The 26556-nt window shown below is 52.3% G+C and carries 24 protein-coding genes; 8 read left to right on the top strand and 16 right to left on the bottom strand.

Features of this window, described 5'->3' with window-relative positions:
• Positions 1–163 precede the first annotated feature (163 nt).
• On the bottom strand, positions 164–748 hold the full coding sequence (locus GON22_RS02320) for a DUF1802 family protein (RefSeq protein ID WP_160394515.1): 585 nt from the start codon (positions 746–748) through the stop codon (positions 164–166).
• Between the two features lie 221 nt (positions 749–969).
• Between GON22_RS02320 and mtnK the strand changes: the two genes are divergently transcribed.
• Positions 970–2181, top strand: coding sequence for an S-methyl-5-thioribose kinase (gene mtnK, locus GON22_RS02315; RefSeq protein ID WP_160394514.1), 1212 nt, complete (start codon positions 970–972; stop codon positions 2179–2181).
• Positions 2182–2183: 2 nt separating this feature from the next.
• The gene (gene mtnA, locus GON22_RS02310) at positions 2184–3245 is read left to right on the top strand and encodes an S-methyl-5-thioribose-1-phosphate isomerase (RefSeq protein ID WP_160394513.1); all 1062 of its coding nucleotides are present in this window, start codon (positions 2184–2186) and stop codon (positions 3243–3245) included.
• Positions 3246–3347: 102 nt separating this feature from the next.
• On the opposite strand, the gene GON22_RS02305 is transcribed toward mtnA, so the two are convergent.
• A complete protein-coding gene (locus GON22_RS02305; RefSeq protein WP_160394512.1) occupies positions 3348–3653 on the bottom strand; it encodes a YunC family protein in 306 nt (101 codons plus the stop codon).
• 184 nt (positions 3654–3837) lie between these two features.
• Here GON22_RS02305 and GON22_RS02300 point away from each other — a divergent pair, with 184 nt between their 5' ends.
• Positions 3838–4386 (top strand): hypothetical protein, encoded by a 549-nt coding sequence (locus GON22_RS02300; RefSeq protein WP_160394511.1) that lies wholly within the window; start codon positions 3838–3840, stop codon positions 4384–4386.
• Between the two features lie 206 nt (positions 4387–4592).
• On the opposite strand, the gene GON22_RS02295 is transcribed toward GON22_RS02300, so the two are convergent.
• Together GON22_RS02295 and GON22_RS02290 are read right to left on the bottom strand one after the other, a co-directional pair.
• Complete coding sequence (locus GON22_RS02295; RefSeq protein ID WP_160394510.1) at positions 4593–6485, bottom strand: EAL domain-containing protein; 1893 nt, start codon at positions 6483–6485, stop codon at positions 4593–4595.
• 156 nt (positions 6486–6641) lie between these two features.
• Positions 6642–7028 carry a DUF423 domain-containing protein gene (locus GON22_RS02290; protein ID WP_202113045.1) on the bottom strand — a complete coding sequence of 129 codons (387 nt, stop codon included), beginning with the start codon at positions 7026–7028 and terminating at the stop codon, positions 6642–6644.
• A 209-nt stretch (positions 7029–7237) separates the two neighbouring features.
• Here GON22_RS02290 and yhbH point away from each other — a divergent pair, with 209 nt between their 5' ends.
• Complete coding sequence (gene yhbH, locus GON22_RS02285; RefSeq protein WP_202113044.1) at positions 7238–8401, top strand: sporulation protein YhbH; 1164 nt, start codon at positions 7238–7240, stop codon at positions 8399–8401.
• A gap of 324 nt (positions 8402–8725) precedes the next feature.
• On the opposite strand, the gene GON22_RS02280 is transcribed toward yhbH, so the two are convergent.
• The 8 genes from GON22_RS02280 to GON22_RS02245 all read right to left on the bottom strand — a co-directional run bounded on the left by GON22_RS02280 (position 8726) and on the right by GON22_RS02245 (position 19876).
• The gene (locus GON22_RS02280; protein WP_160394508.1) at positions 8726–10444 is read right to left on the bottom strand and encodes an ABC transporter ATP-binding protein; all 1719 of its coding nucleotides are present in this window, start codon (positions 10442–10444) and stop codon (positions 8726–8728) included.
• Between the two features lie 58 nt (positions 10445–10502).
• Positions 10503–11537, bottom strand: coding sequence for a FecCD family ABC transporter permease (locus tag GON22_RS02275; RefSeq protein WP_160394507.1), 1035 nt, complete (start codon positions 11535–11537; stop codon positions 10503–10505).
• Entirely contained in the window at positions 11537–12577 is a 1041-nt protein-coding gene (locus GON22_RS02270) for a FecCD family ABC transporter permease (RefSeq protein WP_160394506.1), read from the bottom strand. The genes GON22_RS02275 and GON22_RS02270 overlap by 1 nt, the downstream gene beginning before the upstream one ends.
• A gap of 235 nt (positions 12578–12812) precedes the next feature.
• Complete coding sequence (locus GON22_RS02265) at positions 12813–13769, bottom strand: 3'-5' exoribonuclease YhaM family protein (RefSeq protein WP_160394505.1); 957 nt, start codon at positions 13767–13769, stop codon at positions 12813–12815.
• A 119-nt stretch (positions 13770–13888) separates the two neighbouring features.
• A complete protein-coding gene (gene cysK / locus GON22_RS02260; RefSeq protein ID WP_160394504.1) occupies positions 13889–14827 on the bottom strand; it encodes a cysteine synthase A in 939 nt (312 codons plus the stop codon).
• A 98-nt stretch (positions 14828–14925) separates the two neighbouring features.
• Positions 14926–15444: a YcxB family protein gene (locus tag GON22_RS02255; RefSeq protein ID WP_160394503.1), complete on the bottom strand. Its 519-nt coding sequence runs from the start codon at positions 15442–15444 to the stop codon at positions 14926–14928.
• Positions 15445–15611: 167 nt separating this feature from the next.
• The gene (locus GON22_RS02250; RefSeq protein ID WP_160394502.1) at positions 15612–18707 is read right to left on the bottom strand and encodes an AAA family ATPase; all 3096 of its coding nucleotides are present in this window, start codon (positions 18705–18707) and stop codon (positions 15612–15614) included.
• Positions 18704–19876: an exonuclease SbcCD subunit D C-terminal domain-containing protein gene (locus GON22_RS02245; protein ID WP_160394501.1), complete on the bottom strand. Its 1173-nt coding sequence runs from the start codon at positions 19874–19876 to the stop codon at positions 18704–18706. The genes GON22_RS02250 and GON22_RS02245 overlap by 4 nt, the downstream gene beginning before the upstream one ends.
• Before the next feature lie 1079 nt (positions 19877–20955).
• On the opposite strand from GON22_RS02245, the gene GON22_RS02240 reads away from it, so the two are divergent.
• Together GON22_RS02240 and GON22_RS02235 are read left to right on the top strand one after the other, a co-directional pair.
• Positions 20956–21237, top strand: coding sequence for a hypothetical protein (locus GON22_RS02240; protein WP_160394500.1), 282 nt, complete (start codon positions 20956–20958; stop codon positions 21235–21237).
• 16 nt (positions 21238–21253) lie between these two features.
• Positions 21254–21598 (top strand): spore coat protein, encoded by a 345-nt coding sequence (locus tag GON22_RS02235; RefSeq protein WP_160394499.1) that lies wholly within the window; start codon positions 21254–21256, stop codon positions 21596–21598.
• A 124-nt stretch (positions 21599–21722) separates the two neighbouring features.
• Here GON22_RS02235 and pdaA read toward each other — a convergent pair whose 3' ends face one another.
• The 4 genes from pdaA to GON22_RS02215 all read right to left on the bottom strand — a co-directional run bounded on the left by pdaA (position 21723) and on the right by GON22_RS02215 (position 24023).
• Positions 21723–22472 (bottom strand): delta-lactam-biosynthetic de-N-acetylase, encoded by a 750-nt coding sequence (gene pdaA, locus GON22_RS02230; RefSeq protein WP_237178977.1) that lies wholly within the window; start codon positions 22470–22472, stop codon positions 21723–21725.
• Positions 22473–22613: 141 nt separating this feature from the next.
• Positions 22614–23105, bottom strand: coding sequence for a hypothetical protein (locus tag GON22_RS02225; RefSeq protein WP_160394497.1), 492 nt, complete (start codon positions 23103–23105; stop codon positions 22614–22616).
• Positions 23106–23121: 16 nt separating this feature from the next.
• Positions 23122–23577 (bottom strand): hypothetical protein, encoded by a 456-nt coding sequence (locus tag GON22_RS02220; RefSeq protein WP_160394496.1) that lies wholly within the window; start codon positions 23575–23577, stop codon positions 23122–23124.
• Positions 23578–23588: 11 nt separating this feature from the next.
• Positions 23589–24023, bottom strand: coding sequence for a hypothetical protein (locus GON22_RS02215; protein WP_160394495.1), 435 nt, complete (start codon positions 24021–24023; stop codon positions 23589–23591).
• Between the two features lie 320 nt (positions 24024–24343).
• On the opposite strand from GON22_RS02215, the gene GON22_RS02210 reads away from it, so the two are divergent.
• Together GON22_RS02210 and GON22_RS02205 are read left to right on the top strand one after the other, a co-directional pair.
• Positions 24344–24646, top strand: coding sequence for a hypothetical protein (locus GON22_RS02210; RefSeq protein ID WP_160394494.1), 303 nt, complete (start codon positions 24344–24346; stop codon positions 24644–24646).
• Between the two features lie 444 nt (positions 24647–25090).
• Positions 25091–26530 (top strand): SpoVR family protein, encoded by a 1440-nt coding sequence (locus tag GON22_RS02205; RefSeq protein ID WP_160394493.1) that lies wholly within the window; start codon positions 25091–25093, stop codon positions 26528–26530.
• The last annotated feature ends 26 nt before the right edge of the window (positions 26531–26556 follow it).

The raw sequence follows: 26556 nt of genomic DNA, 5'->3' as shown, positions 1-26556 counted from the left end.
TTGCCTCACAACTTACAAAGCCTTTTGATTCTCATTGATTCTCAATAATTATTTTATTATAAGTTTTGTTACAAATCAATGAGCGTTTCATGGATGTCTTATGAACCTTCGATGAAACTTGCCAAAATTGCTTGTCCAGCTTATACAGTTTAGCGAAAAACAACTAACCTTGAAGAAGCTTGCGAATCCGGTCCGCTGCTTCATTAAAAGCTTCATCCGATAATACCGGCGTCATTCCGGCCGTTTCCGGCACGCCATCCTCGAGTGTAACCCATGACTTGCAACCGCTGTACGCAGGCCTCATCGGCACCGTTATTGGCTGGTTCAGCTTGTATACGCGAAGCAGAAGGACATGCAGTGGATTTTTCTTCTTCCACTTCAACCGTTCTTCAGCGAATGTTTCCGTCCAAATATGCTCGCCAAATATCCGGTTTAACGTCTCGCCGTCGTGAACCTCGATATCCTCCACCGCTTCCGCATATGCCTCCAGCGTCATCGTTTCCGCGTCTTTAGACCATCCCTCAAGCGCGCGGTCAATGCCATCGCGATAGGCATCCTTCAGCAGCTCTTTCCGCTGATGCTCGAATGCTGGCATGAGATAGAAGCTCGGACGAATCAAACGAAAATCCCTTGTTTCTTCGATAATGCCGCCTTTGCGCATAATAACGATAAGCTCGCCTGCTGCAAGCGACTGAACCGCGACTGCCCATTCTTTCAATGCAACGGGCTGTTGCAATGTTTCTTCCATTTTATGTATCCCCCTTACCGAATCAATTCATACCGCCGACGGTAGCCGCATAACCCGCTCTCCATTATACCAAGAAGGTATTCCAACGCGAAACATATTTCAGTATACTAGGAAAGATGAATTGAGCCTTATTAAAGGCATAAGATGATCGATAGCCTGCGCAGGCTTCGATCCCTTTACTCATAGCGTTACATCTTAATTTGCACCGGAGGTGGCTTGCATTGACTACGACTTACCATCCGTTAACCGAGCAAGAAGCGATTGAAATCGCGCGAACAATTGAAGGCATTTTCCCTGAGGGAGCGGACCTGCAATCCCGCGAAATTGGCGACGGCAATTTAAACCTTGTTTTTCACATCACGGATCCGGCGAGCGGAAGCAGCCTTATTATGAAACAAGCACTCCCGTATGCCAAAGTTGTTGGCGAATCTTGGCCGCTTACCCTCGACCGTGCGCGCATTGAGAGCGAATCGCTTATTTTGCAAGGGAAATTAGCAGACGGGCTCGTCCCTAAAGTATACCGTTACGATACAACACTCGCGCTGACGGTAATGGAGGACTTGAGCAGCCACATCATTATGCGGCGTGGCCTCATGGATGCAATCGAATACCCGCTGTTCGCAGGCCATATCTCGACTTTCTTAGCAAGAACCTTGTTCCTCACATCCGACCTGGGCATGAACCAGCAAGAGAAGAAACTCCTTGTGCGCGACTTCATAAACCCTGAGCTATGCAAAATAACGGAAGAACTCATCTTCGACGATCCATACACCGACGCGGAAACAAACAATATTCCTGCCCCTATCCGCGATGCGGCCGAGGCGATCTGGCAAGATGGCCAGCTGCAATTGGAAGTGGCCCTGCTCCGCCAGAAGTTCCTAACTAGCGCTGAAGCATTGCTTCATGGCGATTTGCATACAGGCAGCATCTTCATCACGCCAGAATCGACGAAAGTTATCGATCCAGAGTTCGCTTATTATGGCCCAATGGGCTTTGATATCGGCGCTGTGATCGCTAATCTGCTTCTAAACTTTGCGGCGCAAGAGCATTGGAGCGCTGACGCTGATGCACGTGCGCGATACCGGAGTGGCTTGCTCACGATGATCGAGGAAATTTGGACACAATTCGAAGCCAAATTCCGCGCGCTCTGGAACGAGCATTGCGTTGACCGGCTTGCCTCAGCCGCTCCTGGCTATCAGGATCTGTACCTGAAGCGCCTGCTGCAAGATACGATCGGCTTCGCTGGCTGCAAAATGGTTCGCCGTGTCTACGGCCTTGCACATGTTGCCGACATCGATGCCATTACCGACGTGGCGGTACGCGAGAAAGCACAACGCCTTGCGCTTGCTGTAGGCACAGCGCTCATCCGCAGCAACCGCCAAGCCGAAACGATCGGACATGTAATCGATATCGTAAAGAAAGAAGGGTTTTAAATATGACTACCGCTTCTGAACATGCTGGGCTGCTATCCGTTATTTGGGCCGGCACGCATCTGGACCTGCTCGACCAACGCCTGCTTCCCGAAGAAGTGCTCTATCTGCCGCTGCAAACCTCTGAGAGCGTATGGGATGCGATTAAGCATCTAGCTGTACGCGGCGCGCCTGCAATTGGCATCGCTGCTGCTTACGGCGTTGTTCTCGGCTCCCGCAATGTAGAAGGCTCCGTCCAAGCTTGGCTTCAAACGGTTAACGAAACGGCTGAATATTTAGCAACATCGCGTCCAACAGCAGTTAACCTGTTCTGGGCGCTTGATCGAATGAAAGCTCGCGCGGCACAGCTTGCAGCGGACGGCTTGTCTCTTGAAGCTTGTAAACAAGCGCTCTTAGGCGATGCAATCGCCATTCAAAGCGAAGACGAAGAAACTTGCCGCCTAATCGGCGTGCACGCGCTCGAACTGTTCGAGGATGGCATGGGCGTTTTGACCCATTGCAATGCTGGCGGGCTTGCAACTGCCAAGTATGGTACGGCACTTGCTCCGTTCTACCTTGCAAAAGAACGCGGCATCGATCTTAAAGTATTTGCCGATGAAACGCGACCTGTCCTGCAAGGCGCCCGCCTGACCGCTTTCGAGCTGCATCAGGCTGGCGTCGACGTTACGTTAATCTGCGACAACATGGCTGGCATGGTCATGTCCAAGGGCTGGGTCAATGCGGTTATTGTTGGCACCGACCGCGTAGCAGCCAACGGTGACGTAGCCAACAAGATCGGCACGTACAGCGTTGCCGTGCTTGCAAAAGCACATGGCATTCCATTCTACGTCGCTTGCCCATTGTCGACCATTGACCTGAACACGCCTAGCGGCGACTTAATTCCAATCGAGGAACGCCACGCTGAGGAAATTACAGAAGGCTTCGGCAAACGCACGGCCCCGCAAGGCGTTAAAGTGTTTAACCCAGCATTCGATGTAACGCCTCATGAATACGTAACAGCGATCATCACCGAAAAAGGGATCGTTCGCCCGCCGTTCAACGTGAATTTAAAGAAACTGTTTGAGTAAGCTCGGAACTTATTCCAAGGAAGCATAAAATAAAAGCCTCTATTTGAGCCACTCCCACTCTCGTGAGACTGTGTTTCAATTAGAGGCTTTGTTTATTATAAATTAGGACAGAATAAGAAGCGCGTCCTTGCCGCTCATCCCGGCATGAATGCCAATCTGCTCGGCGTGTGTCGTCACTGATTCGAGCGGCGCTTCCATTAACTGTTCAAGCGTGCGGACGCCAACTGCGCGCCCAGCGAGAATGCCCCGTTCAGCCAAATCGCGGTTCAGCAGCTCCACATCGAGCGCACCGCACATAATGTAGCCTTTATCAGTCATCCAAGCAAGCAGTGTCGTTTTCGGCAGCTTCACCTCGACCCCAAGAACAGTCTTGCCGTTGTCTAATACATAGGGGACCATTTGCATCATAAGTTTCCCGATTCCCCTCCTTCACATTAGCAATATTGCAACTATCTCACTATATGCGGAGAACGCTGTCAGGTGCTTCATGTTATCGCTTACATTTTTGTGATTAAAGTAGGATGTTCGGTTGTCCATAACCCTATAGATCTGGTATATTAGTATCATCATTAATCAAGGTCGGAGGAACCAAATGACCCGCACGAGCGAAGGACGTAATACCCATTTATTCCAAGTCGAGATACTCGTCGAAGGCGATACCAATGCCAAAGCGCTCGAGCAACTGTTACATGTACTAAACGGAGGCGGGTTCCCTGATTTTCGCATCCTTTCCGGCAGTGCCCTGGGCCAGCTAATTGACCAATTACAAGCACAAGCTGCGCCTGCTCCCACGCCTGCCGCAACGAAGAAAGAACCGGTCGCTGCCGTGAGCTCTGCAAAACCAACTAAAAGCTCTTCTGCTGGTGCCAGCGGACAGAACAACAAGGCTTCCGCCAAACCAACTGCAACGGCAGCAGAACCGAGTGACCCGCTTGCCCTCATTTCCGAGCAATTCCGGGCATGCATGAAGGAAAACAAGTTGATTCGCCTTAAAGTAAACAAAGGCATGGGCGTAACCCTGAACATTCCTGGCCGAATCATTAATCTCGATGAAGAGGCTTCATTATTGACGGTATACCATGTTGATGAGAAACAAGTCTACACGTTTAAACTCAATGAAATCGACGATTACTCCATGTAAAGCTACGATATAGCAAGGTACAATAATAGAAGATGGGGCTGTCCCGAAAGTCGTTTCCAATAGACTTTTAGGGCGGCTTTTTCATTTGTATCAATTGTTGATTCTATTGTACGAACTGCAATGGGCAGGCTGCTACGCAAAAAGAAGGGGTGTCCCCCAGCCATCACGGCTTTTGGGGACACCCCTATTTACATCTTTTCACAAACCTAAGCTACTAGCATCTCAGCGATTCGCTCACTTGTTACAGGAGGGCTGCCGTAGTAGCCCTGCATCTCATCACAGAGATGCATCTTCAGAAACTGTACCTGCTGTGCGGTTTCAACGCCTTCTGCAATGACCTGCATGTTCAGGTTATGCGCCATCGCAATAATAGCCGCAACGATCTCTGCGTCACCCGGGTCTTGCTCGATGTCGCTTACGAAAGAACGGTCAATTTTCAACCGGTCCACAGGGAAATGCTTCAAATAATGAAACGAGCTGTAGCCCGTGCCGAAGTCATCGATGCTAATGCTAATGCCTAATGCGGTCAATTCGTTTAAGCTGTTCGTCAGCTTTACTGGATCCATCGTCATTGACTCTGTAATTTCGAGTTCCAAGTAGCGAGGCTCTAGCCCAACCTTTTTCAATACAGCTTCGACGCTGGCTGTGAAATTAGGCTGCCAAAATTGGCGCATCGAGAGGTTGACCGAAACAGGGATCGGCGCAAGGCCTGCATCCTGCCACGATTTGTTCTGGCGGCAGGCTTCCTCGAGCACCCATTGCCCGATTTGGACGATTACCCCGCTTTCCTCAGCTAGAGGAATGAATTTGGAAGGCTGGACTAGCCCACGCTGTGGATGATGCCAACGAAGCAACGCTTCTACACCAACAATTTCTCCCGTATTCATATCGTATTGCGGCTGATAGAGAAGCATAAACTCCCCATTCGTAACCGCACGCCGCAGATCATGCTGCAAGCGAAGCCTCTCCAAGGACGCCTCGTCCCACTCTTCACGATAGATCAAGCATTCATTCCGTCCATTTTCCTTCGCCTTAATCAAGGCAAGGTTCGCATTGCGCAGCAGCTTGTCCGGGTAGAGCGGCTCTTGTGCGCTTGAAGACCACCCTGCACTTGCCGTTAGCTGAATTGGAATGCCTTGCAGCTCGAATGGCTCTTCCAGCGCACTTAATAACGAAAGCACTGCTGCTTCAATCTGGCCCTCGTTATTTTTCGCTGCTAGGATGACTCCGAATTTGTCCCCATCCATCCGGCACACAAAGTCAACATCGGAACAGCCCCTCAGCAACCGGTCTGCCATATGCAGCAACAACATATCGCCCAGATCATGGCCGTAAGATGCATTAATGAGTTTGAAGTGGTCGATATCCAAACAGCATACGGCAAGCAAGCTGTCAGGGTCCCGAACCTCTGCGAGCATCTCGCCAAGCCGTTCCACGAACAGCCGGCGGTTGGGCAAGCCCGTCATATCATCATAAAAGGCCATATGCTTGATCCGCTCATCATGCCGCCTGCGTTCGCTCATGTCCTGCGCGATAAGGACACATCCGTTCGTTCCGCTCTGTTCGCCGACTGGCGCGAATAACGCATGCCAAGATATTCTTGTACCCGTTAACGAACGCACGCCGATCGTCGTTTGCTCCAGCTGCCCCTCATTTGCCTTCCGCATATTCTCTTCGAGAGACTTCAGGTCGCGTGAATCCACATAGCGTTCGAATTGCTCTCCGATCAACGCATGGGAATGCCGTTCATATCCGAGCGCTTCAGCGGCTGCTTCATTAAGCTGCACAATAGCGCCTGTCTTGTCCAGCGCAAGGAATGGGAGCGGATTATGATGTACGGCGGTCAATGCAATGGACGAACGCCTTCGTACCGCTGCCATAGCTTGCTGCGTGGCTGCTACGACCAACATGCACATGGCGGTGCCAAACAGTGCCCAAGCTAACTTCTCGTCCGCAAGCCAAAAGACCGACACGGCGACGCCCAAGAGCAGAATTGCGGACATCATCCAAGCGGTCTTATATAACCGAATTAAAACAGGGACGCTGATGAGTTCGCGATGCTGCCGATTCGTCGAATCTATCTTTTTAAGAACTGTCACCCAAAACGTCCCTCCTGTGTCCGAATGCGAACCTACTGTTGGTTCTATTATAAACGAACGAAACGTTAAGGGATAGAAAAAAATGCTAGTAAATTGTCGATATTTGTAGATTAATTTTGATATTACCCATTTTTTCGTTCGGAAGTTGCCAAATGGTTAGCCCTTCTCATGTCTGCCTTGCCACATCGTCCAAGCAATCATCGCCCACCCAACGATAAAGGCAACGCCGCCAAGAGGCGTGATCGCGCCAAGCCACTTGGTGCCGCTAAGGCTGAGCACGTACAAGCTGCCAGAGAATATAAAAATGCCGATGTGAAGCAGCATTGCGCCCCTTAGAATCGTTCTTGGATTACGCGCTTTTCCGGCAAGCAACGCGACAGCGATTAATCCTAAAGCATGGTACATCTGATAACGAACGCCTGTCTCATAGACATCCAGCATATCCGCGTCTAACACATCTTTCAATCCATGCGCGCCAAATGCGCCAAGAGCAACAGCCAACAAAGCGTGGATCGCTCCAAAAGCTGCATATTTATTCGCCATAAAAACCATCCTCTCCGTTCATCTAATAAATTCCGCACCCATTATAGCATACTCATCGTCCATTCCAACGCCCGATCATTGACCAATTGTCGAAAGTAGGCGGACTTCATCTCACATAACCCCCCTTGCCCTTGAATATAGTGAGTAACAAGCTGTATCGAGAAACGTAACGACGTTATCGGTCTAACATAGACAGGAGGTGTTCGGGCATGGGTTCATTGGAAAATCCTCTGTTCGTCGTGTCTCGCGAGGACTGGTCGCTGCACCGCAAAGGGTATCAGGACCAGGCTCGCCACCAAGAAAAGGTGAAGGAAGCGATCAAACAGAATCTGCCTGACCTCGTTTCTGAGGAAAGCATCGTCATGTCCGACGGCAAGCAGGTCATCAAGGTGCCGATTCGCAGCCTAGACGAATACCGCATCGTTTATAACTTCAACAAGAATAAGCATGTTGGCCAAGGCGACGGCGACAGCCAAGTTGGTGACGTGCTCGGCGTTGATCCGCAAGCTGCACAGGGTCCGGGCAAAGGCGAGGGGGCCGGCGACCAGCCAGGGGAGGACGTCATTGAAGCGGAGATTAGCCTTGCTGAGCTGGAAGCGATGCTGTTCGAGGAGCTGGAGCTGCCTTTCTTGAAGCAAAAGGACCGTGACCAGCTCGAAACGACGGAGGTCCGTTTCAACGACATTCGCAAGAAAGGCATCATGTCCAACATCGACAAGAAGCGGACGATTATGGAGAACCTGCGGCGCAACGCAACAAGCGGCCAGCCCGGCATTCACCATATTTCCCCGGACGATTTGCGGTACAAAACATGGGAAGAAATTGTTAAGCCGCAGTCCAATGCCGTCATTATTGCAATGATGGATACGTCGGGGTCTATGGGTTCTTTCGAAAAATATTGCGCGCGCAGCTTCTTCTTCTGGATGACCCGCTTCCTTCGCCATCAATATGAGAAGGTCGATATCGTCTTCATCGCCCACCATACTGAAGCAAAAGAAGTGACCGAGGAAGAATTCTTCACCCGCGGCGAGAGTGGCGGCACGATCTGCTCTTCAGCCTATTTGAAAGCGATCGAGATAATAGACAGCCGTTTTCCTCCGAATATGTACAACATTTACCCATTCCACTTCTCTGACGGCGACAATTTGACTAGTGACAACGAACGCTGCGTCAAACTGATCGGCGAGTTGCTCAAGCGCTCCAACCTGTTTGGCTACGGCGAAGTGAACCAGTATAACCGTTCAAGCACCCTCATGTCGGCGTATAAGCATATCAACATCCCGAATTTTATGTACCATGTCATTCGCGAGAAAACGGAAGTATACAACGCATTGAAGTCATTCTTCCGCAAGCGCGAAGGCGCACCGGTCTGAGCGAACAACAAAGGGGCGTCCCTAGACCACGATGGCTGGGGACACCCCTTTGTTGCGCTGCATCGGTTGGAGGCGAGAATGAAGTGTGGCGTTGGTGTATGCAAGGGCATGCAAATGATTCTGGCAAAACAAAGCGCCATCAGTCGCCTTTGCCATCTCATATCGCAGCCTTGTGACAATCTTGTCCATTCAGGGCAATTCAGCGACAACAGCGATTCGAGGGAACCTCCTTCCCAAATGAAAGAGCTGTGCTATAAGTCAATTAGTAGCGACTTTTAGCACAGCTCTTGTTGTTGCTATTTTGCGCGGCGTGCCGCCTCTCTCTTATAGAGCCCCGAACTGCGCCTCATGCAAGCGGCTATAGATGCCGCCTGCTGCGATCAATTCTTGGTGGCGGCCCTGCTCAGATATGCCGTCCGGCGTCACCACGACAATACGGTCGGCGTTCTTAATTGTCGCCAAGCGATGGGCAATGACGAGCGTCGTGCGCCCTTCCGACAGCTCCGCGAGCGACTGCTGGATCATCCACTCCGTCTCGGTATCCAGCGCTGAGGTTGCTTCGTCGAGGATAAGGATCGGCGGATTTTTCAAAAACATCCGTGCGATCGAAAGCCGCTGTTTCTGTCCGCCGGACAGCTTAACGCCTCGTTCGCCGATGACCGTGTCCATGCCATCCGGCTGCTGCTTGATAAATTCATCCAAGCGTGCACGGCGTGCCGCTTCCCATAGTTCAGCCTCGGAGGCATCAAGCTTGCCGTAGCTAATATTTTCGCGAATCGTCCCTGCGAACAGGAATACGTCCTGCTGAACGATGCCGATTTGCTTGCGCAGTGATTGAAGCTTCGCATGACGGATGTCCGTGCCATCAATGCGCACAGAACCTTCCGTCACTTCATAAAACCGCGGCAGCAGGCTGCACAACGTCGACTTGCCCGCGCCGGAAGGCCCTACGAATGCGACGGTTTCCCCTTTGCGGACCGTCAGGTTAATGCCGCTGAGCACTTGCGCATCGTCATCATAACCGAACGATACATTATGGAACTGAATCGTATTCTGCAGCTCGCCCAGCTCAATCGCATCCGGCGCGTCCTGCACATCCGGCTCCGTGTCGAGAAGCTCCAGATACCGTTTGAATCCGGCGATGCCTTGCGGATAGCTCTCAATAATCGCATTGATCTTCTCGATTGGGCGGAAGAACACGTTCGTAAGCAGCAAGAAGCCGATGAATTGCCCGTAAGTCAGGTCATCTTGGATAACGAACCACGTACCGCACACCATGACGAACAGCGTAACGAAACGCATCATCATGTAGCTGATCGAGCTATTTTTAGCAATCAGTTTGTACGATACCAGCTTAGACAAGCGGAACCGTCCGTTATTCACGGCGAACTGCTCCTTCTCATGCTCCTCGTTGGAAAAAGCTTGAACGACGCGGATGCCGCCGACGTTGTCTTCGACCCGTGCGTTAAAGTCGCCGATATCACCGAATAGCTGGTGGACCGCCTTCGTCATTTTGCCATTGAAATAAATAACGATCCAAATAATAATCGGAACGACGATAAACGTCATGACCGCCAGCTTCCAGTGAATAAACAGCATCAGCACGAACGCGCCCGAAAGCGTCATAATCGCGATAAATAAATCCTCGGGGCCATGATGCGCCATTTCGCCAATCTGCAACATATCATTCGTCAAGCGAGTCATGAGATGGCCCGTCTTCGTATTATCGAAGAACCGGAACGACAGCTTCTGGATATGCTCGAACAGCTTCCGCCTCATATCCGTTTCAATGTTGATTCCTAGCATATGCCCCCAATAGTTGACGATGTACATGAGGAATGTATTAAGCACATACAGAGCCAGCAAACCTGCCGATGCCCATAAGATAAGGCCCCACTCTTGATTGGGCAGCAAATCATCTACGAACTTATTAATCGCAAGCGGAAATCCGAGCTCAATGAGCCCAGCCAGCACCGCGCAACCAAAATCGAGCATAAACAATCCTTTGTACGGTCGATAGTATGAGAAAAATCGTTGAAGCATTACGTCATCCCAGCTCCCTTCAGCTTTCAATTATTTTAATATCGCATAAGAGCGCGATTTAAGCTTTGGATCTTGCAAGCAGGTATAAGAAATACGGTGCGCCAATGACAGCAACGACAACGCCAATCGGAATTTCCTGTGTCGGCAAAATCGAGCGGCCAATCATATCTGCGACAATCGTGAGCAGCGCCCCTACTAGAGCGGACGTTGGAATGAGCAGTTGATGCTTGGGCCCAACCAATCTTCTCGCCAAATGCGGCCCAATTAATCCGACGAATCCAATCCCGCCGCTGACCGATACGCATGAGCCCGCGAGCCCTACGGCTACCGCCAAGAGCACCCTGCGCGATCGTTCAATCGGCGCCCCGAGCCCCGCTGCTGTCTGTTCGCTCAGGTTCAAAATGTTCAGCACGTTCGCTCTCATCATCGTATATGGAATCAGGATAACAATCCATGGGAGCAGCGCGAGGACAAACTTCCAATTCGTGCCCCAAACGCTGCCGATGAGCCACGTCTGAACGAATTGATATTGTTCTGGGCTAATTCGCAGCGTAATGACAATCATAACAGAGCTAATGCCTGCCGCAACCGCGATCCCCGTCAAAATTAAGCTCGTAGGCGAAATGCCTTCGTTGCGTTTATACGCCAATGAATAAATGACAAAAGCGGTTAATCCCGCTCCTATCATCGCAAGCACTGGAAGCACGAACACTCCGGTGCTGCCAGCAGAGGAATAGAACGCTACATATAAGGTTACGACAAGCCCGGCTCCGGCATTAATGCCGAGAATGCCAGGATCAGCGAGCGCATTGCGCGATACGCCTTGCAAAATACAGCCTGAAACAGCGAGCCCTGCACCAATCAGCAAGGAGATTACGATACGCGGGAGCCGGAAATCGAACAAGATCAGATTATCCTTGCTTGACCCCATTCCGAACAATGTCCGAATGACATTCATCGGCGACATGCGAATGTAGCCCGTATTCATGCTGATCATAAACGAAGTAATAATTAGAGCGCCCAAAATCGACATGACGATGATGCCGCGTTTGCGCCTGCGGCGTTCGACTGCAAAACGATTGATAGCCTCCATTACAGCCCCCTCCTCTCTTTGCGTGCAAGATAGAGGAAGAACGGAACGCCGATCATGGAGATGACCGCGCCGAGCGGAATATTTTCCGTAGGCGGGTTAATCATTCGCGCTGCCAGGTCCGCCAACACGACCAACAATCCGCCGAGAATAGCAGAGCAAGGAATAATCCACCGATAGTCCACTCCAACCAGATATCGCGTCACATGAGGAACGAGCAGCCCGACGAATGCAACCGCCCCGACCACGGAGACGGATGCGCCGGCCAGCACGAGCACGATCAGCATCGCAACCAGCTTCACTAGCCGCGTCCGCTGGCCTAGGCTTGATGCAATCTCTTCCCCTAAGCTCAGCAAAGTGATGGACTTAGAGATCATGATCGCACCGATGAATGCTACCGCTAACCATGGCGTAATAATCTCAAGCTGGGACCATTTTGTACCGGCTACACCGCCTGCCATCCAGAACGCAATATCTTGTCCGATCTTGAATGACAGCTGAATGCCCTCGCTCAGCGCCGTGAGCAGCGCGGAAACTGCTGCACCAGCGAGCACAAGACGCACTGGCGTCAATCCGCCCTTGGCCAGCGAACCAATGCCGAAGACGATGCCCGCTCCAAGCGCTGCGCCGAGGAAACAGCATAAAATAATGCTGTTATACGACATGCCCGGTGCAAATGCAAAACAAAGCGATAACACAAAGCCCGCCCCTGAGTTCAGGCCAAGCAAGCCCGAATCCGCCATTGGGTTACGGGTCATCCCTTGCATGATAGAGCCGGCAACAGCAAAGCTTGCGCCTACAAGTGCACTCGCTAACACGCGAGGCAGCCTAATCTCCTGTATGACCTGATGGGATGTTAAATCTGGGTTGAAATGAAAGACAGCTGCCCATACGGTCGTAAATTTAATATCTGCTGCACCGTAGGAAATAGCTAGGGCAATACTAAACAGCAAAGCAGCAGTCCCGCCTATTAGAACAAAGGTTGCGGCTAAGGGACGCGTTCGCAGCTTTGGCTGGCCGTTTGTCAAGGGTGTTTGACTCATGATGAAATGTTCCTTCCCCTATTAGAGATAACGATAATCATTATCATAATAACAGAACTGATGCCGCTATTTCTATGATTGAACCTTTTTTCCTAAAAAAAGTTTGTGAACACCCTCGAACTCCACTTCCAAGTGCATGAGAAAAGCCCGCGTATGGCCAATAATCACAGCGAAAGAGAGCAGCCCCACGCACTGCTCTCTTCCGCCTCTTACGCATTCCGCCGCCCAACCTCGCTTAAAGCTTCGTCCGATAAACCGCTTTATTATCGAGGCCACGGATAACAGGCGTCCATGGCTCAGAAGCTGGCGTCGAATCGAGCGCATCCTCTACCATCTGCAACTTCGCATCTAAGGAATCGATATAGTGCAGCGCAACAGCTTCTGCCGTCTGCGGCTGGACAGGGCTTCCCCATTCGCCCGTGTTATGATGCGATAAAACAAGATGCTGGAGCCCAAGCACTTGCTCGGCACCAAGCGAAATGCCAGATTGAATAGCCGCTTCCGTAATCCATGAGGAGGCAAGCGCGATATGGCCGATCAGCTTGCCTGCCACGCTATAGTCAGACACAACGCCCAGTTGTGCCGTCATTTCTTCGGTTTTGGCGATATCATGAAGAATAATGCCGGCCCGCAGCATATCGGCGTTCAAGAATGGACGCTGGCGGCTGACGAACTCCCCTAGCTCGAGCATTCGTACGATATGATAAGCAAGCCCTGCATAGTAAGCATGATGATGCGTCTTGGCAGCCGGATAATGCATGAGCTTCTCCTCAGCCTTCGCAACACAGTAATCAACAATTGTCCGTACCGTCTCGTCCTGTATCAATGAAGTTTCATGCTTGATCGTATGGACAAGATCAATCGGCCGGATCGGTGCAGAGCGGATAAAATCCGTAACGGACACGCCATCTGCAGGAATAGCAAGGCGCATTTGGATGACCTTAATTTGCAGGCGCTCCCGGTAGGTCTGGACGATCCCTTTTACTTTGACCAATCCCATTGGGAAGAACGTTTCCTTATCTGTCGACGAAACATCCCACATCTTAGCTGACAGCTGCCCAGTTGAATCACACAATACGAGATCAAAATAATCTTTGGGCGGCGTCGCATTCGTCTGGCGAATGTCCAGTTCTTTCAGTAGATAGAATCCAGTAAACTCATCTTGGCTTACCAATTGGTTAATCTGTGTCATGCCAATCCTCCATCACTACATAAGTGCTTCTATTATACTACGAGATTAAACGTTCAGGATGGCCATAACAAAAAAACACGATCCGAGGGACCGTGTTGTTATCCATATAGAATAGCCCGTTACTCGCCGCGGCCGTACAAGCCAGCCGATAAGTACCTCTCGCCCGTATCTGGCAGCAGGACAACGATCCGTTTGCCTTTGAATTCCGGCTTGCGGGCCAGAACGGTAGCAGCAGATACAGCCGCACCTGACGAAATGCCAACAAGCAGCCCTTCGGTGCGGGCTAGAATGCGGGAGGTTTCCATTGCATCCTCGCTGCTAACCTGAATAATTTCGTCCACGGCCTCTCGGCGATAGATGCCAGGCACGAAGCCTGCGCCTATGCCCTGTATGCCATGCGGACCCGGCCTGCCGCCAGATAACACGGGAGAATCCGCTGGCTCAACCGCAATGATCCGCACATCAGGTTTCCGTTCCTTCAGCAAGCCGCCTACGCCAGTTATCGTCCCGCCCGTGCCTACCCCAGCGACGAATGCAGCTAGTTCGCCATCCGTATCCTGCCAAATTTCCTCTGCTGTCGTACTGCGGTGAATCGCTGGATTCGCAGCATTCTCGAATTGCTGGGGAATATAGGAGCCTGGGAACTGCTGCTTAAGCTCCTCTGCCCGCTTAATCGCACCTCGCATGCCTTCGGCCGCTGGCGTCAGCACAAGCTCTGCACCGAGCGCTTTCATTAATGTCCGCCGTTCCAGTGAGAAGGACTCCGGCAACACAATGACCAACCGATAGCCAAGCGCCGCAGCCGCAAACGACAGCGCAATGCCGGTATTGCCGCTTGTAGGCTCGATAATGGTCGCGCCAGGATGAAGCAAGCCGCGCTCCTCTGCATCCTTAATCATAGCAAAGCCAATGCGATCCTTCACGCTGCCTGCAGGGTTAAAATACTCCAGCTTCCCGACAAGCGAAGCTTCCAGCCCAAGCTTCTTGCTGTAATTGGACAATTCCAGCAATGGCGTATGCCCGATCAGTTCCGTTAAATTGCCAGCGATTCGTGCCATTCAAATCCCCTCCAACTTGGTGATGGTATGGAATATTGTAATTCAAATGCGGCATTGTTATCCATTAGCATCCCGTGCAATCAAGAAAGAGGAGCTGCTCACGAACGCAGCCGGAGCTTGTTTGCTTCTACGTGACGTTGGAGCCCTTCACGAAAGGCTTGCTCGCTCACAAGCCGCTTCGGTATGATACAGCCCTGGTCTGGCGTGACATACAACGTGAACAAGCGCGGCGTTTCCGATGCTTGAAGCAGCTCATGCCATTTGAGTGTCAGATCGCTCGTTGGCGTTTGCACCCGAATGCCCCGATCCGTCACTTCAATCGCCTGCTCTTCATAGAGATGGGTGTTGGCCTTGAATTCACGCCCGATTTGCCACATAAGGCCAAGCCTTGCACAGCAACCAATCGCCAAACAAACCAGCAGGCCGAGTCCAATCGCAGCACCCCCTCGCGCCGCATCGCCTCCGGCTGCCCACGCAGCCCCAAGAAACAAGCCATAGTACAGGCATAGCAGCCGCAGCGTATGGCTCCGATTATGATAGAACGAAAAATGCCGATAATCCGCAAGCGTCAGTTTATAGTTCAGCTCACAATACGTGATTGTCAAATGGTTGGCCATTCCTGGGCATCGCCTCCAGCTAAACCGGACACTCGCAGCGTAAGCACTCTATGCTCGTCTACGCGTATCCTTCGATACATCGTATGCGGATTGCCCGGTTTTCAAACCAATTGCTTGAAGGAAGAAGCTCCGAATAGAAGCGGGTTATCACTGTAGCCGAAGTCCCGTTATTTTAATACAAACGCCGTGCGGCTATGGCCCTCCTTCATCTTCGTCACCTCAAGCGCAGCCGGCAGCGCCTGCTTCAGCTCTTGCACATGGGAGATGACGCCGATCATCCGGCCCGCTTTTTGCAAATCAACAAGGGTGGAAATCGCCTTGCCTAACGACTCCTCGTCCAAGGAGCCGAACCCCTCGTCTATAAACATCATCTCGATCGAGATGCCGCCTTGATGCGATTGGATGACATCCGTCATGCCGAGCGCCAAAGCGAGCGAAGCATGAAATTTCTCACCGCCGGAGAGTGATTTCACATCGCGATTCTGGCCGGTATAGGCGTCGTAAATATCAAGCCCGAGCCCGCTCTGGCGGCCTCGTGCTTCCAACCTATCGCTCCGCTGCAAATGAAACTGGCCATCTGACAGCCCGCGCAGCCGCTCGTTCGCGGCGTGTAGAATTTGCTCCAAATACTCGATCAAAATATAGCGCTCGAACGAGATTTTGAGCGTGTTGTCACCCTTCACCATCGTATACAGGTCTGCTACTTTCTCCAGCTTGCCTTCCAACAAGGTGCAGCGTTCCGCCGTCTCCGCGACCGCTGTCCGCAGCCGCTCAGCTTCGCTCGCATGCCGGTCCGCCGTCGCAAGAGAAGCAAGGGCTTGCTCCAGCTCGCCGCGAAGCGCCGCAAGCGCCTGCTCCATCGCCGCCGTATCAACCGGCGATTGGCCTTCGAGCTCGCGCTCCAGCTGCGCGAGCTGCTCCGCAATCGCAGCGGCCGCTGTGCGATACGCGTCCGCCTGCTCCCGCAGCGCGGCACGCGCCTGTTCGCTGCGCTTCGCCACATGATGCGCCGCAGCATCGGCGAAGCCACCCTTATCCAGCTCGGCAGCATAGCGCGCCGACGCTTCCGCTTGCTCCGCTTCAGCTTCCGCCAAAGCGCTCGCCAGCTGCTCCGCTGCCGCACGCTGCTCCGCAAGCCGCGTCGCCGCAGCTTGCAGCCCTTCCTCCGCCGCGCGCCAAGCGGCGGCAAGCCGTTCCGCCTGCTTGCGCTGCTCCGCTAACCGAGCCGCCAGCTGCTCCGGTGTGCGCAGCGGCTCCTCGATCTGCTCCAGCTCTGCTTCCAGCCGCGATTGCTTCGCGCTTCTCGACGTCGCCAGCTCCTGCAGCTCAGCAGCATGCCGGTCTTTCTCGCGCTGCTGCGCTTCCAGCTGGCGATCTGCTTCCGCGACGCTTTCGCGCAGCTTCGCCAGCTCGTCCCGAACGGCTTTGAGCCGCTCCGTCTCCGCCTTCATGCGCTTGCCTTCCTCCAGCGTTGCTGCTTGCTGTTCCGCAAAGGCCAGATCCGCTCGAATGCCGTACTCCGCCATTACGCCGCTTCGGTTGTCACGACCCTCTTGCGCCGATGCCGCCTGCGCCGCAGCCGTGCTAAGTTCACGTTCCGCCGCAGACAGCTGCTCTTTCATCGCCTGCAGCAACTCGCGGGAAGGAAGCGTTTCCCCCGCTGCTGCTTTGTCCGGATGCTCGTTGCTGCCGCATACCGGGCAAGGCTTCCCATCATGCAGATGGACAGCAAGCAAGCCCGCTTGCCCTTCCAGCCAAGCCGATTCCAGCTTATCATGCTCCATGCGAAGCTTATTAGCCTTGGTGCTTAGCTCTGCTTCCATTCGAGTAAAGGCGTGAACCTTCGCATCCGCGTCTGCCAGCTCGCCAAGCAAACGATGCTTGTCACGAAGGCGAACTAGCGATTCCATTCGTTCCGGCAGCTTCTCCGTCTCTGCGTCCGCTGCGCCGATCTGCGCCTGCGCGACGCGTTTCGCCTCGCGCTGCGCCTCGAGCGCGCGGTCTGCGCTCGCAAGCTTCGCGGCAAGCTCGCGCTCCGCGCCGAGCAGCCGCTCCACCTCGCCGCGGCGCTCCGCAAGCGTCTGCACGAGCGGCGCCAGCGCAGCGAGCCGCTCGGCTTCGCGCTCCGCATCGCGGCGCTCCGGCTCGCGCGCCGCTTCCGCGCGCTGCCGCTGCTCTGCTTCCGCGAGCGCTGCTGCGGCGGCTTCCGCCGCGCTGCGCGCAGCGGCGAGCCGCTCGCGCTTCGCTGCCGCATCGGCAGCGGCGCGGGCAGCGCGCTCTTCGTGCGGCGCCAGCGCAGCCGCACGCTCCGCGAGCGCTAGCTCGCGCTCGCGCGCATCGGCCTGCGGCCGTTGCAGCGCCAGCTCTTCGCGGCGTGCGCGCTGGGCCGCCAGCTCCGCAAAGCGGCCGTTGCGTGCGAGCGCTTGGCGCAGCTGCGCTTCGGCTGCGGTGAGCTGCTGCGTCGCGGCAGCTTTGCGGCCTTCCGCCGCGCCTGCCGCTTCGCGGTAATGTGCCGCTTCCAGCGCTAGTGCTTCCAGCATTTGCGCTGCATTTTTATGCGGTTGCGCCAATACGCCGAACAACGCGCCTTCCTCGCGCGAAGGGAGCGTATCGCCAGCTTGTCCCATCATCACATCAAGCCGTGTCCGCGCCTTCGCGGCCTCATCCTTCAGCTCCCGATGCTGCTGCTGGAACCGCTCCTCCAGCTTTCGGTATAGGTCTGTACGGAAAATTCGCCGAAGAATATCCTCTTTATTTTCCGTATCCGAGGTCAACAGCTTCCGGAATTCGCCCTGCGGCAGCATTACGATCTGGTTAAACTGATCCTTCGTCAGGCCAATAATCGATTCCAGCTTCACATTCACATCTGAAATCATGAACCGGTCAACGCATGGAACAGGCTCGCCTGACGTCGTTTCATACAGCTCTGCTTTGCCAGGCGTCTCGCTCTTATTGCCGGCCTTACGATGCGCAAGCTGGCGGAATACGCGATACATCCTTTTGCCTACTGCAAAATCAAACTCGACTGTAGTAAACAAATCATCCGTCGCAAAATGGCTGCGCAGCATGCGAGGCTCAGCCCGATCCTCTCCGCTCGCCGCACCATAAAGGGCGAAGCAGATTGCATCAAACAAGGTCGTCTTGCCTGCACCCGTATTCCCGGAAATGACGAACAAACGCCGGTCTCCCAGCTCCGTAAAATCGATCGTCTCTCCGTCACGATAAGGGCCGAAGGCGACTAATTTTAATCGAATCGGCCTCATACCGCATCTCCTTCCGATTTCACCACATCTAGGAATGTTTCCTCGAACAGCTTCCGCTTGTCCGCCTCTAGCGGAATTCCCTTAACCTCATGATAAAAAGCCGCAAACAGCTCAATTGGATCAGCTGCTTGCCTTGCTGTTCGAGAATCCGTCCCATCGCCTTCCTCCACGAGTAAAGGCGCTGACGCCAGGCGGCGCTCAACATGCAGCGCATTCGGGTAAACGGCACGCACCTTTTCCATCGGGAATAGGACGGGGTTGTCATTAAGCAACGTAACAAACACGTAATCGTCGCTCCTCGCATGCTCGTTCTCGATTTCCTCAATCGATGCCGACACGCGGCGCATATCGCGCAGCGGATTTAACTCCCGCTTCTCCACCTGTACCGCACCTGACGCATCCATTTCCACGACGAGCCAGCCCTTGCGGTGATTCGCCTCCGAGCATGAATATTTAAGCGGCGAGCCTGCATACCTAATGCGTTCATCGCCAACATGATGTGCCTGATGCAAATGGCCCAGCGCCGAATAATGGAACCTGCGCAAATGCGCTGCATTCACATGCTCCGCACCGCCGATTGCAAGCGGGCGTTCCGATTCACTCGTATTGGGCTGTGGCTCGCCGCCTTGCGTCACGAAGGCATGGCCAACAAATACGCGACGCGCATGCGGATCTGCTTGTTCCTCGATACGAGCAACAATGGCGCGCATCGCATCATCATGCGAACGGATCGAATCATCCTCCAGCGTCAGGCGCACCTGCGCCGGGTCCGCATAAGGAACGAGATACACATGCACCTCTCCGTGCTCATCGTGCAGCACGACTGGCTTGAAGTCCGCACGCAAGCGCCCTGCCAAATGAAGCCCGCGGCTCTCCATCAGCCGCGTGCCAAAGTCCAACCGATCTGGGCTATCATGATTGCCTGCTATAGCGAGTACCGACGTCTCGCCTTCCATAATGAGCCGGCGAAACAGTTCGTCTAACAAGTCTACCGCCTCTGTCGGCGGAATCGCGCGATCATACAGATCGCCCGCTATAATAACAGCGTCTGGCTTCTCTTCTTTCACCGCCGCTACGAATTGCTCCAGCACATAACGCTGGTCATCCGTCATATAAACGCCCTGCACCAGCTTGCCTAGATGCCAATCCGCCGTATGAAACAGTTTCACCGTCCGTCACGCCCTTCGCTTCAATATCAAGTCTACTCTATCGTCTCTTCTATTGTAGAACAAGATCGCGATCGATGTTAGACGAAAAATAAGTAAGCGAAGCTTAGGCAGCTGCTGCCCATGCTCTAACGGACACCACGGCCTCTATTGCCTCGATTTTCGCGCTTCTGCCATTCTTACGGACCTCAGAGCCCTTATTTGCTGCCTTTCCGCCGAAATTTGATCATTTGACCCTCATTAACGGCTCCTCGGTCCGTTACATTTTCAAACCGCCGCTTTTTCACCAAATAACGTCTCCTGGGTCCGTTACAGTGTGTGCTCCTGCACGCCAGCAGCTCAAACCGCCAGTAACTAATCCAAATGCTATAACCACGTAAGCCATCGAACATGCAGCACAATATGCTCGATCCCATCAGCCTCAGTTGCCCTCCTTCGAGCGCCACCTAACCAACACCACCTGCTCTAACGGACACCACGGCCTCTATTGCCACGATTTTCGCGCTTCTGCCATTCTTACGGACTCCAGAGCCCTTATTTGCTGCTTTTTCGCTGAGATTTGAGCATTTGACCCTCATTAACGGCTCCTAAGTCCGTTACAATTTCAAACCGCCGCTTTTTCGCCAAATAACGTCTCCTAGGTCCGTTACAGTGTGCGCCTTTCCTCATCTACCTCTGCGCTCCGGTCCCCAGACTCTTTCCCCACCACGCTCCCGCCCTCACTCTTCTCCTGTTTCACATAAAGAAAAATTGCCCTTGCGGCATGTACAATACCGACCGTAAGCAATAACCAGAGAGGCAGAATCTGCATAAAGGGCGGGTAGGCAGAGCCATTTCCCACAGGCCCTATTTTCGGTCGCGAAGCATCCCAGTAAATATTAATAAGCACAATAACCATAGTTAGCAAGTACGCCACCGACACAACGAGATAAATAACAATTCGCATTGATTCTTCATTCCCTTCCTCTTGCTTCCACATTCTCCCACAAGCTTATTCATATTGCCAACCCCCGGCATACTTTCCGCCCCTAAGGGGACACTAGCTGTGGAGCTCATTCCGGATCGAAAGGAGTCGACCAAAGATGCAACAACAACAAACACAAAGCCAAGCCCAACAGCCAGTAATGGCGCGGCCGCCGCAAGTCGTAACGACGAAAGACTTCCAGTATTTGAAGGATATGCTTTCGTGGGAGCTTAATGCGATGAAAAAATGCCACCATTTTGCCAAGGAAACATCCTGTCAACAAACCAAGCAAGCGATCGATAAAGCAGGCCAGATGCACCAGCGGCATTATGGGCTTCTGCTGAAGCATTTGCAAAACAACAATACCGAGGAAATGAAAAAAGTACCTCAAATTCAGTAAAGATGGAGGGATACGCATGACTCCGAATCAAATGATTCAAAACGCTAGCTCAAACCAAACACAAGCGGCAGGTCCCGAGCTATCTGATCGCGACCGGCTCACCGAAATTCTTGCAACGGAAAAATATCTGACCGATAGCTTCAATATCGCAGCCAAGGAAGCGAGCCATGCATCTTTGCACAATGATGTCATGACGGTGCTTAACGAAACGCATCAGATGCAGGTTGAGCTGTTCGAGCTGATGTTCGCCAAAGGCTTCTACAAGCTGGAGGCCGAGGAGCAGCAAAAGCTGGACCAAGCGTATCAGCAGTTCAACGGCTTCTCGAACCAGTTCCCTTATTCGGGCGGCACGCTTCAATAAGCTGTTTCTTATGAAATTTCGGCAGCACAAAGAAGACACCGGCTCATCCACGAGCTGGTGTCTTTTTGGGCTAATATGGGATTAACGTTTAGCATCCTTAAGTTCCACGAAACTGGCCTCCACGCTACGGCGTACGGCTCACCATCTGATCCAAGCTTTTGAACTGATAGCCCTTCACCTTCGCATCGTCGATAATGCGGCCGAGCGCTTCCGTGTTATCTTTGGACACTGAATGCAGCAATATAACCGCACCCGGGTGAAGCTGCGCCATTACTTGCCGATAGGCATAATCCGCTCCTTTTTGGCTGTTCGTATCCCAATCCTTATAGGCAATGGACCAGAATACATTCTGGTAGCCCAGCTGTTTGCTGACGGATAAGGAACGTTCATTGAAAATGCCGCGCGGCGTACGAAGATATTTCATCTCCTTTTGGCCGGTTAGCGCAATTACATCCTTCTTGACCTTCTCCAACTCCTGCGTCATCCGTTCGGCTGAAATCTGGCTCATATCCGGATGGCTCCACGAGTGGTTGCCGATCAAATGCCCCTCTTGCGCCATTCGCTTCAGCAGGTCAGGCTGTGATTGGATGTAATGGCCGGTGACAAAGAAAATCGCGGGAACTTGCTTGGCTTTCAGCACGTCAAGAATTTTGGGCGTAAAGCCGTTCTCGTAGCCATTATCAAACGTCAAGTACAGCTCCTTCGTTTTCGTGTCGCCGGTGAACACTGCGCCGTACTTGGTTAGCAGCGGCTTGAAGCCTTCTTCATCGATGGAGGGCAATTGGCCGTTAACGCTCTTTTTGAAGCCAAAATGATAAGCCCCTTCAGCAAACGCCGGTCCCGCTTGCGTTGCCCCCAGCAGCAAGCCCAACATAAGAATTGCCATGATCCGACTAACCTTCATTCCCAACAAGCTCACTCCTTGCGTTTGGCTGATGCATACCGCGTTATTTTTCCACTTTGCAGGGGGTGATTATGTGGAATTGCATCAATTAGGCAGGAGGATAAATATGGGTTAGCCATCAATCAGATTGTGCGTGTCCGTTCGTTCTGCTCCGTTAGCGAGCATTCCATTCATCATTCGCTTCAGAGCGCAGTAAACCAAGAAGTACATGATCCCTTGCAGCGCGCCGATCCCTACGAGAAACAGGTTAGCTCCGTCAGACAGTTCATCCCATCCTCCACCGAGCAACGCGACGAGCGCAACAGCCAATACGCCTCCCGAGAACGCATGCAGCATCCCTCTCACCAAGCGCCACCAAGAGCCATTGCGGCGAACTAGCCTAAATATGATTAGCGAAGCAGGAACACCGAACATGGTTGTCATAAACAATGGAAGCATAAAGGGATTGACGAGAATCCCCCCAGAGAAATCCAAGTGCCCAATCACATCCATAGATTCCGTTACGATACTCAAAATAACTAAAGCTACTGCTATAAACACGCTAACAAACGTAGACAACACAACCGAGAGCACAATGAGCCAAAAATGATGATAGAACTTCAATTCGCACGCCTCCCTTCTATTGTCCTTGTTCTGCCGTTTCATCCTCATTCACAAATCGATGAAGTGCCAAGTAGACGCCATAGTATGCTCCCCCTTGCAAGGCGGCAATGACCATCAGGATAAGCATTATCCCTTCTAACCATTCACCAATCTTAATTCCGAACAAAAACGCAATAACCGCCACAATAAGGACACCGGATAGAATGTGTAACCACGTTCTTAACAAACAGCCCCAACGTCCCTCACGCCTCACTAGCTTCAGAATAAGCAACAGGGCGGGGACGCCTAAGGCTAGCGTTACTGCTGCCGTAATGCCAGCGGGTGCAGCTATCGCGACAACAAACGTATCCCATCCGATTTCAAATAACTCCCCTGTCGCGAGCGTGGCGATTAAAACTACACTCCCAATCGTCACGAACGCGGACAGCACAACCGTCAATACGATCATCCACAAATGTATCAAAAGCTTCATGCACTCACGCCCTATTCAATGAAATTTTGAAGCTGCATGCTCTCCTCTTCATTGGCGATCGCCGCCTTCATCGCTTTCTTTAAGCCAAGGTACACCCCATAATAAATGCCGCCTTGCAAAGCGCCGAGGCATGCAAATAATACAGTAGCCCCATCAGCCAATTCTTCCAGCCCATCTCCTAAATAAACCGCCGATACCGCGACAATCCCGCCGCCGGCCAATACATGCAACAATCCCCGCAGCACGCTTCCCCATGCATCCTCCCGCTTTGCCAACCACATAATAACAAGCGAACAAGGCATTCCAACCACAGCCGTCATAAATAACATATAAATAAATGCGATCAAAAATCCGCCTCCAAACCCCATTGCCACTAGCAGTGAGCTGCCAAATGAAGACAATACAATCGTGAAAACCGTCAGCCATATATAATGTAAAATCTTCATTCCCTATACACCCTTCGCCCATTAGTTTCCAATTCCTTGTTCCTTCGATCATACCATAAGGCTGGAAAAGGATAAGTCCTAACTTTTGTAGTACCTGCCCCATATAAAGCAACGCAAAGAAAGCCAAGAATGACAGCGTGTGCTGCATTCTTGGCTTTCGGATATATTAGCTGCTCATAAATGAAACAATTGGTTCAAAGGAACTGTTAGGCCCTTGTCATTATCGCCAAGGTGCTTGCATCCATGCCTCATATTGCCTAGACATGACGTTTGAGGAAGCGACCGCTTGTGGTAAAATGGGTAAAAGGATGGTGATTGCAATGGCTTTATCCAAACACGAATTGGAACAAAGCTTTAGAGACAAGTCAGTTGTTGAACTTGAAGACCTCGTCCATCTTATCGAAGATCATTTTGGTTATCATGTACGTTTAACTCGCAAAGAGGAACAAGTTAGCCTACCTGATATTCAGAAAAAGAAGATGACTGCCGCAATCTTCAACGATCCTAACGTCATCCATCAACTAACACAAGCTGAATTGGATCGGCAAAAAGGCATCTCCACTTACAGTGACGATGAAGAAGAGTTCGCTCGCCTGATCGCCGAGACCAAGCATGACCAATAGACGTTACACGGTTCTATGGTCAAGCCATGCTCGAGTATCACTTGCACATATGCAGCCATTTAAAGTAGATCCGATGAACGTCTTTCGACGTTCCAAATCAATACTGTCAACAGTACCAGATAGCAGAGCGTATGGAATTTCCGACTTCCCTGGTTTCTCATTTAACAACTATGCTTGGACATTAATCAGTAATGTTGTCATCGTGTATAAGGTTGACCAGTCACTTTATAACGTCTATGTAGATGCTTGCTATTTCGCTAACTCAGGCAATGCCCATCATATCTTCTGGGGAATTGATCCTAACGAAGAAAAATAGATGCCAAGATGTATGCTATAAAGCAGCCGTCTTGGCATTTTTGAGTTCACCCCACCCAGGCATATCCCACCCCTCTTAGACATACCTTTGGTATGAAACGTACTTTACCGCTCGGAGGGATCAAACCGATGAAACAAGACGAAATCCGCCAACTGGAGCGCGCGATTGATGAGATTACCGAAATCGCCCAAGGGTTCGGCCTCGACTTTTACCCGATGCGATACGAGATTTGCCCCGCCGACATCATCTATACATTCGGGGCGTACGGCATGCCGACGCGGTTTAGCCACTGGAGCTTCGGCAAGACGTTTAATAAGATGAAGATGCAGTACGATTTTGGCCTGAGCAAAATATACGAATTAGTTATCAACTCCAACCCTTGCTACGCTTTCCTGCTCGACGGCAACTCCTTGATCCAGAACAAGCTGATCGTCGCCCACGTGCTCGCGCACTGCGATTTTTTCAAAAACAACGCCCGCTTCAGCCAAACGAACCGCAATATGGTCGAGAGCATGTCCGCAACCGCCGAGCGCGTCGCGCAATATGAGATGGAGTATGGAACGGAGCGGGTGGAGAAATTCATCGACGCCGTCCTTGCCATCCAAGAGCATATCGACCCGACAATCATTAAGCCCTACAACCTCGACAAGACGAGATACATCGAGCTTCAGATCAAAGAGCGGGACCGCTCCGCCGCACTGGAGCCCAAGGGCAGCGCATACGACGACCTCTGGTCGCTTGAAGCATCCGATGACGATGACGAGGGCAAAGACGCCAATCTCAAACGGTTCCCGCCGCAGCCCGAGAAGGATCTCGTCTGGTTCATCGAGGAATATTCAACTTCATTAGAAGATTGGCAGCGCGACATCATGTCGATGCTGCGAGACGAAATGCTCTACTTCTGGCCGCAGCTTGAGACCAAAATCATGAACGAAGGCTGGGCCTCCTACTGGCATCAGCGCATCATCCGCGAGCTTGACTTAACGAGTGAGGAAACAATCGAATTCGCGAAGCTGAACAGCTCCGTCGTCGTGCCTTCCCGCCATACGCTGAACCCGTACTATCTCGGTCTGAAAATTTTCGAACATATCGAGAAGCGCTGGGATAACCCGACACAAGAGGAGCGGGACCGGTTCGGCATGAAGCCGGGCAGGGGAAGGGAGAAAATATTCGAGGTGCGCGAAGAGGATTCCGACATGTCGTTCCTGCGCAACTACCTTGATAAGCAACTGGTGAAGGAGCTCGACCTGTACGTGTTTGAGAAGAAAGGCCCTGAGTGGAAAATTACCGACAAGGCGTGGGCTAACATCCGCGACCAATTGGTCGTCTCCCGCGTCAACGGCGGCTTCCCGAGCATTGTCGTGCAGGACGGCGATTTCAACCGCGTCGGCGAGATGTACCTCAAGCACAATTACGAAGGCGTCGAGCTTGATCTCAAATACTTAGAACGCACCCTTCCGTACATCGTGCAGCTATGGGGCAAATCGATCCACTTGGAGACGTTTATCGAGGATAAGAAGATTGTGTTTAGCTGCGATGGGAAGAAGACGAGCAGGAAGTTTATTTGATTTAATGTATGTACGGCAAAAACCCG

The organism is Paenibacillus sp. MMS18-CY102 (genome assembly GCF_009789195.1).
Taxonomy (GTDB): domain Bacteria; phylum Bacillota; class Bacilli; order Paenibacillales; family Paenibacillaceae; genus Paenibacillus_T.
The sequence above is the reverse complement of the archived record's forward strand: the minus strand, read 5'-3'. Positions and strand labels throughout refer to the sequence as shown.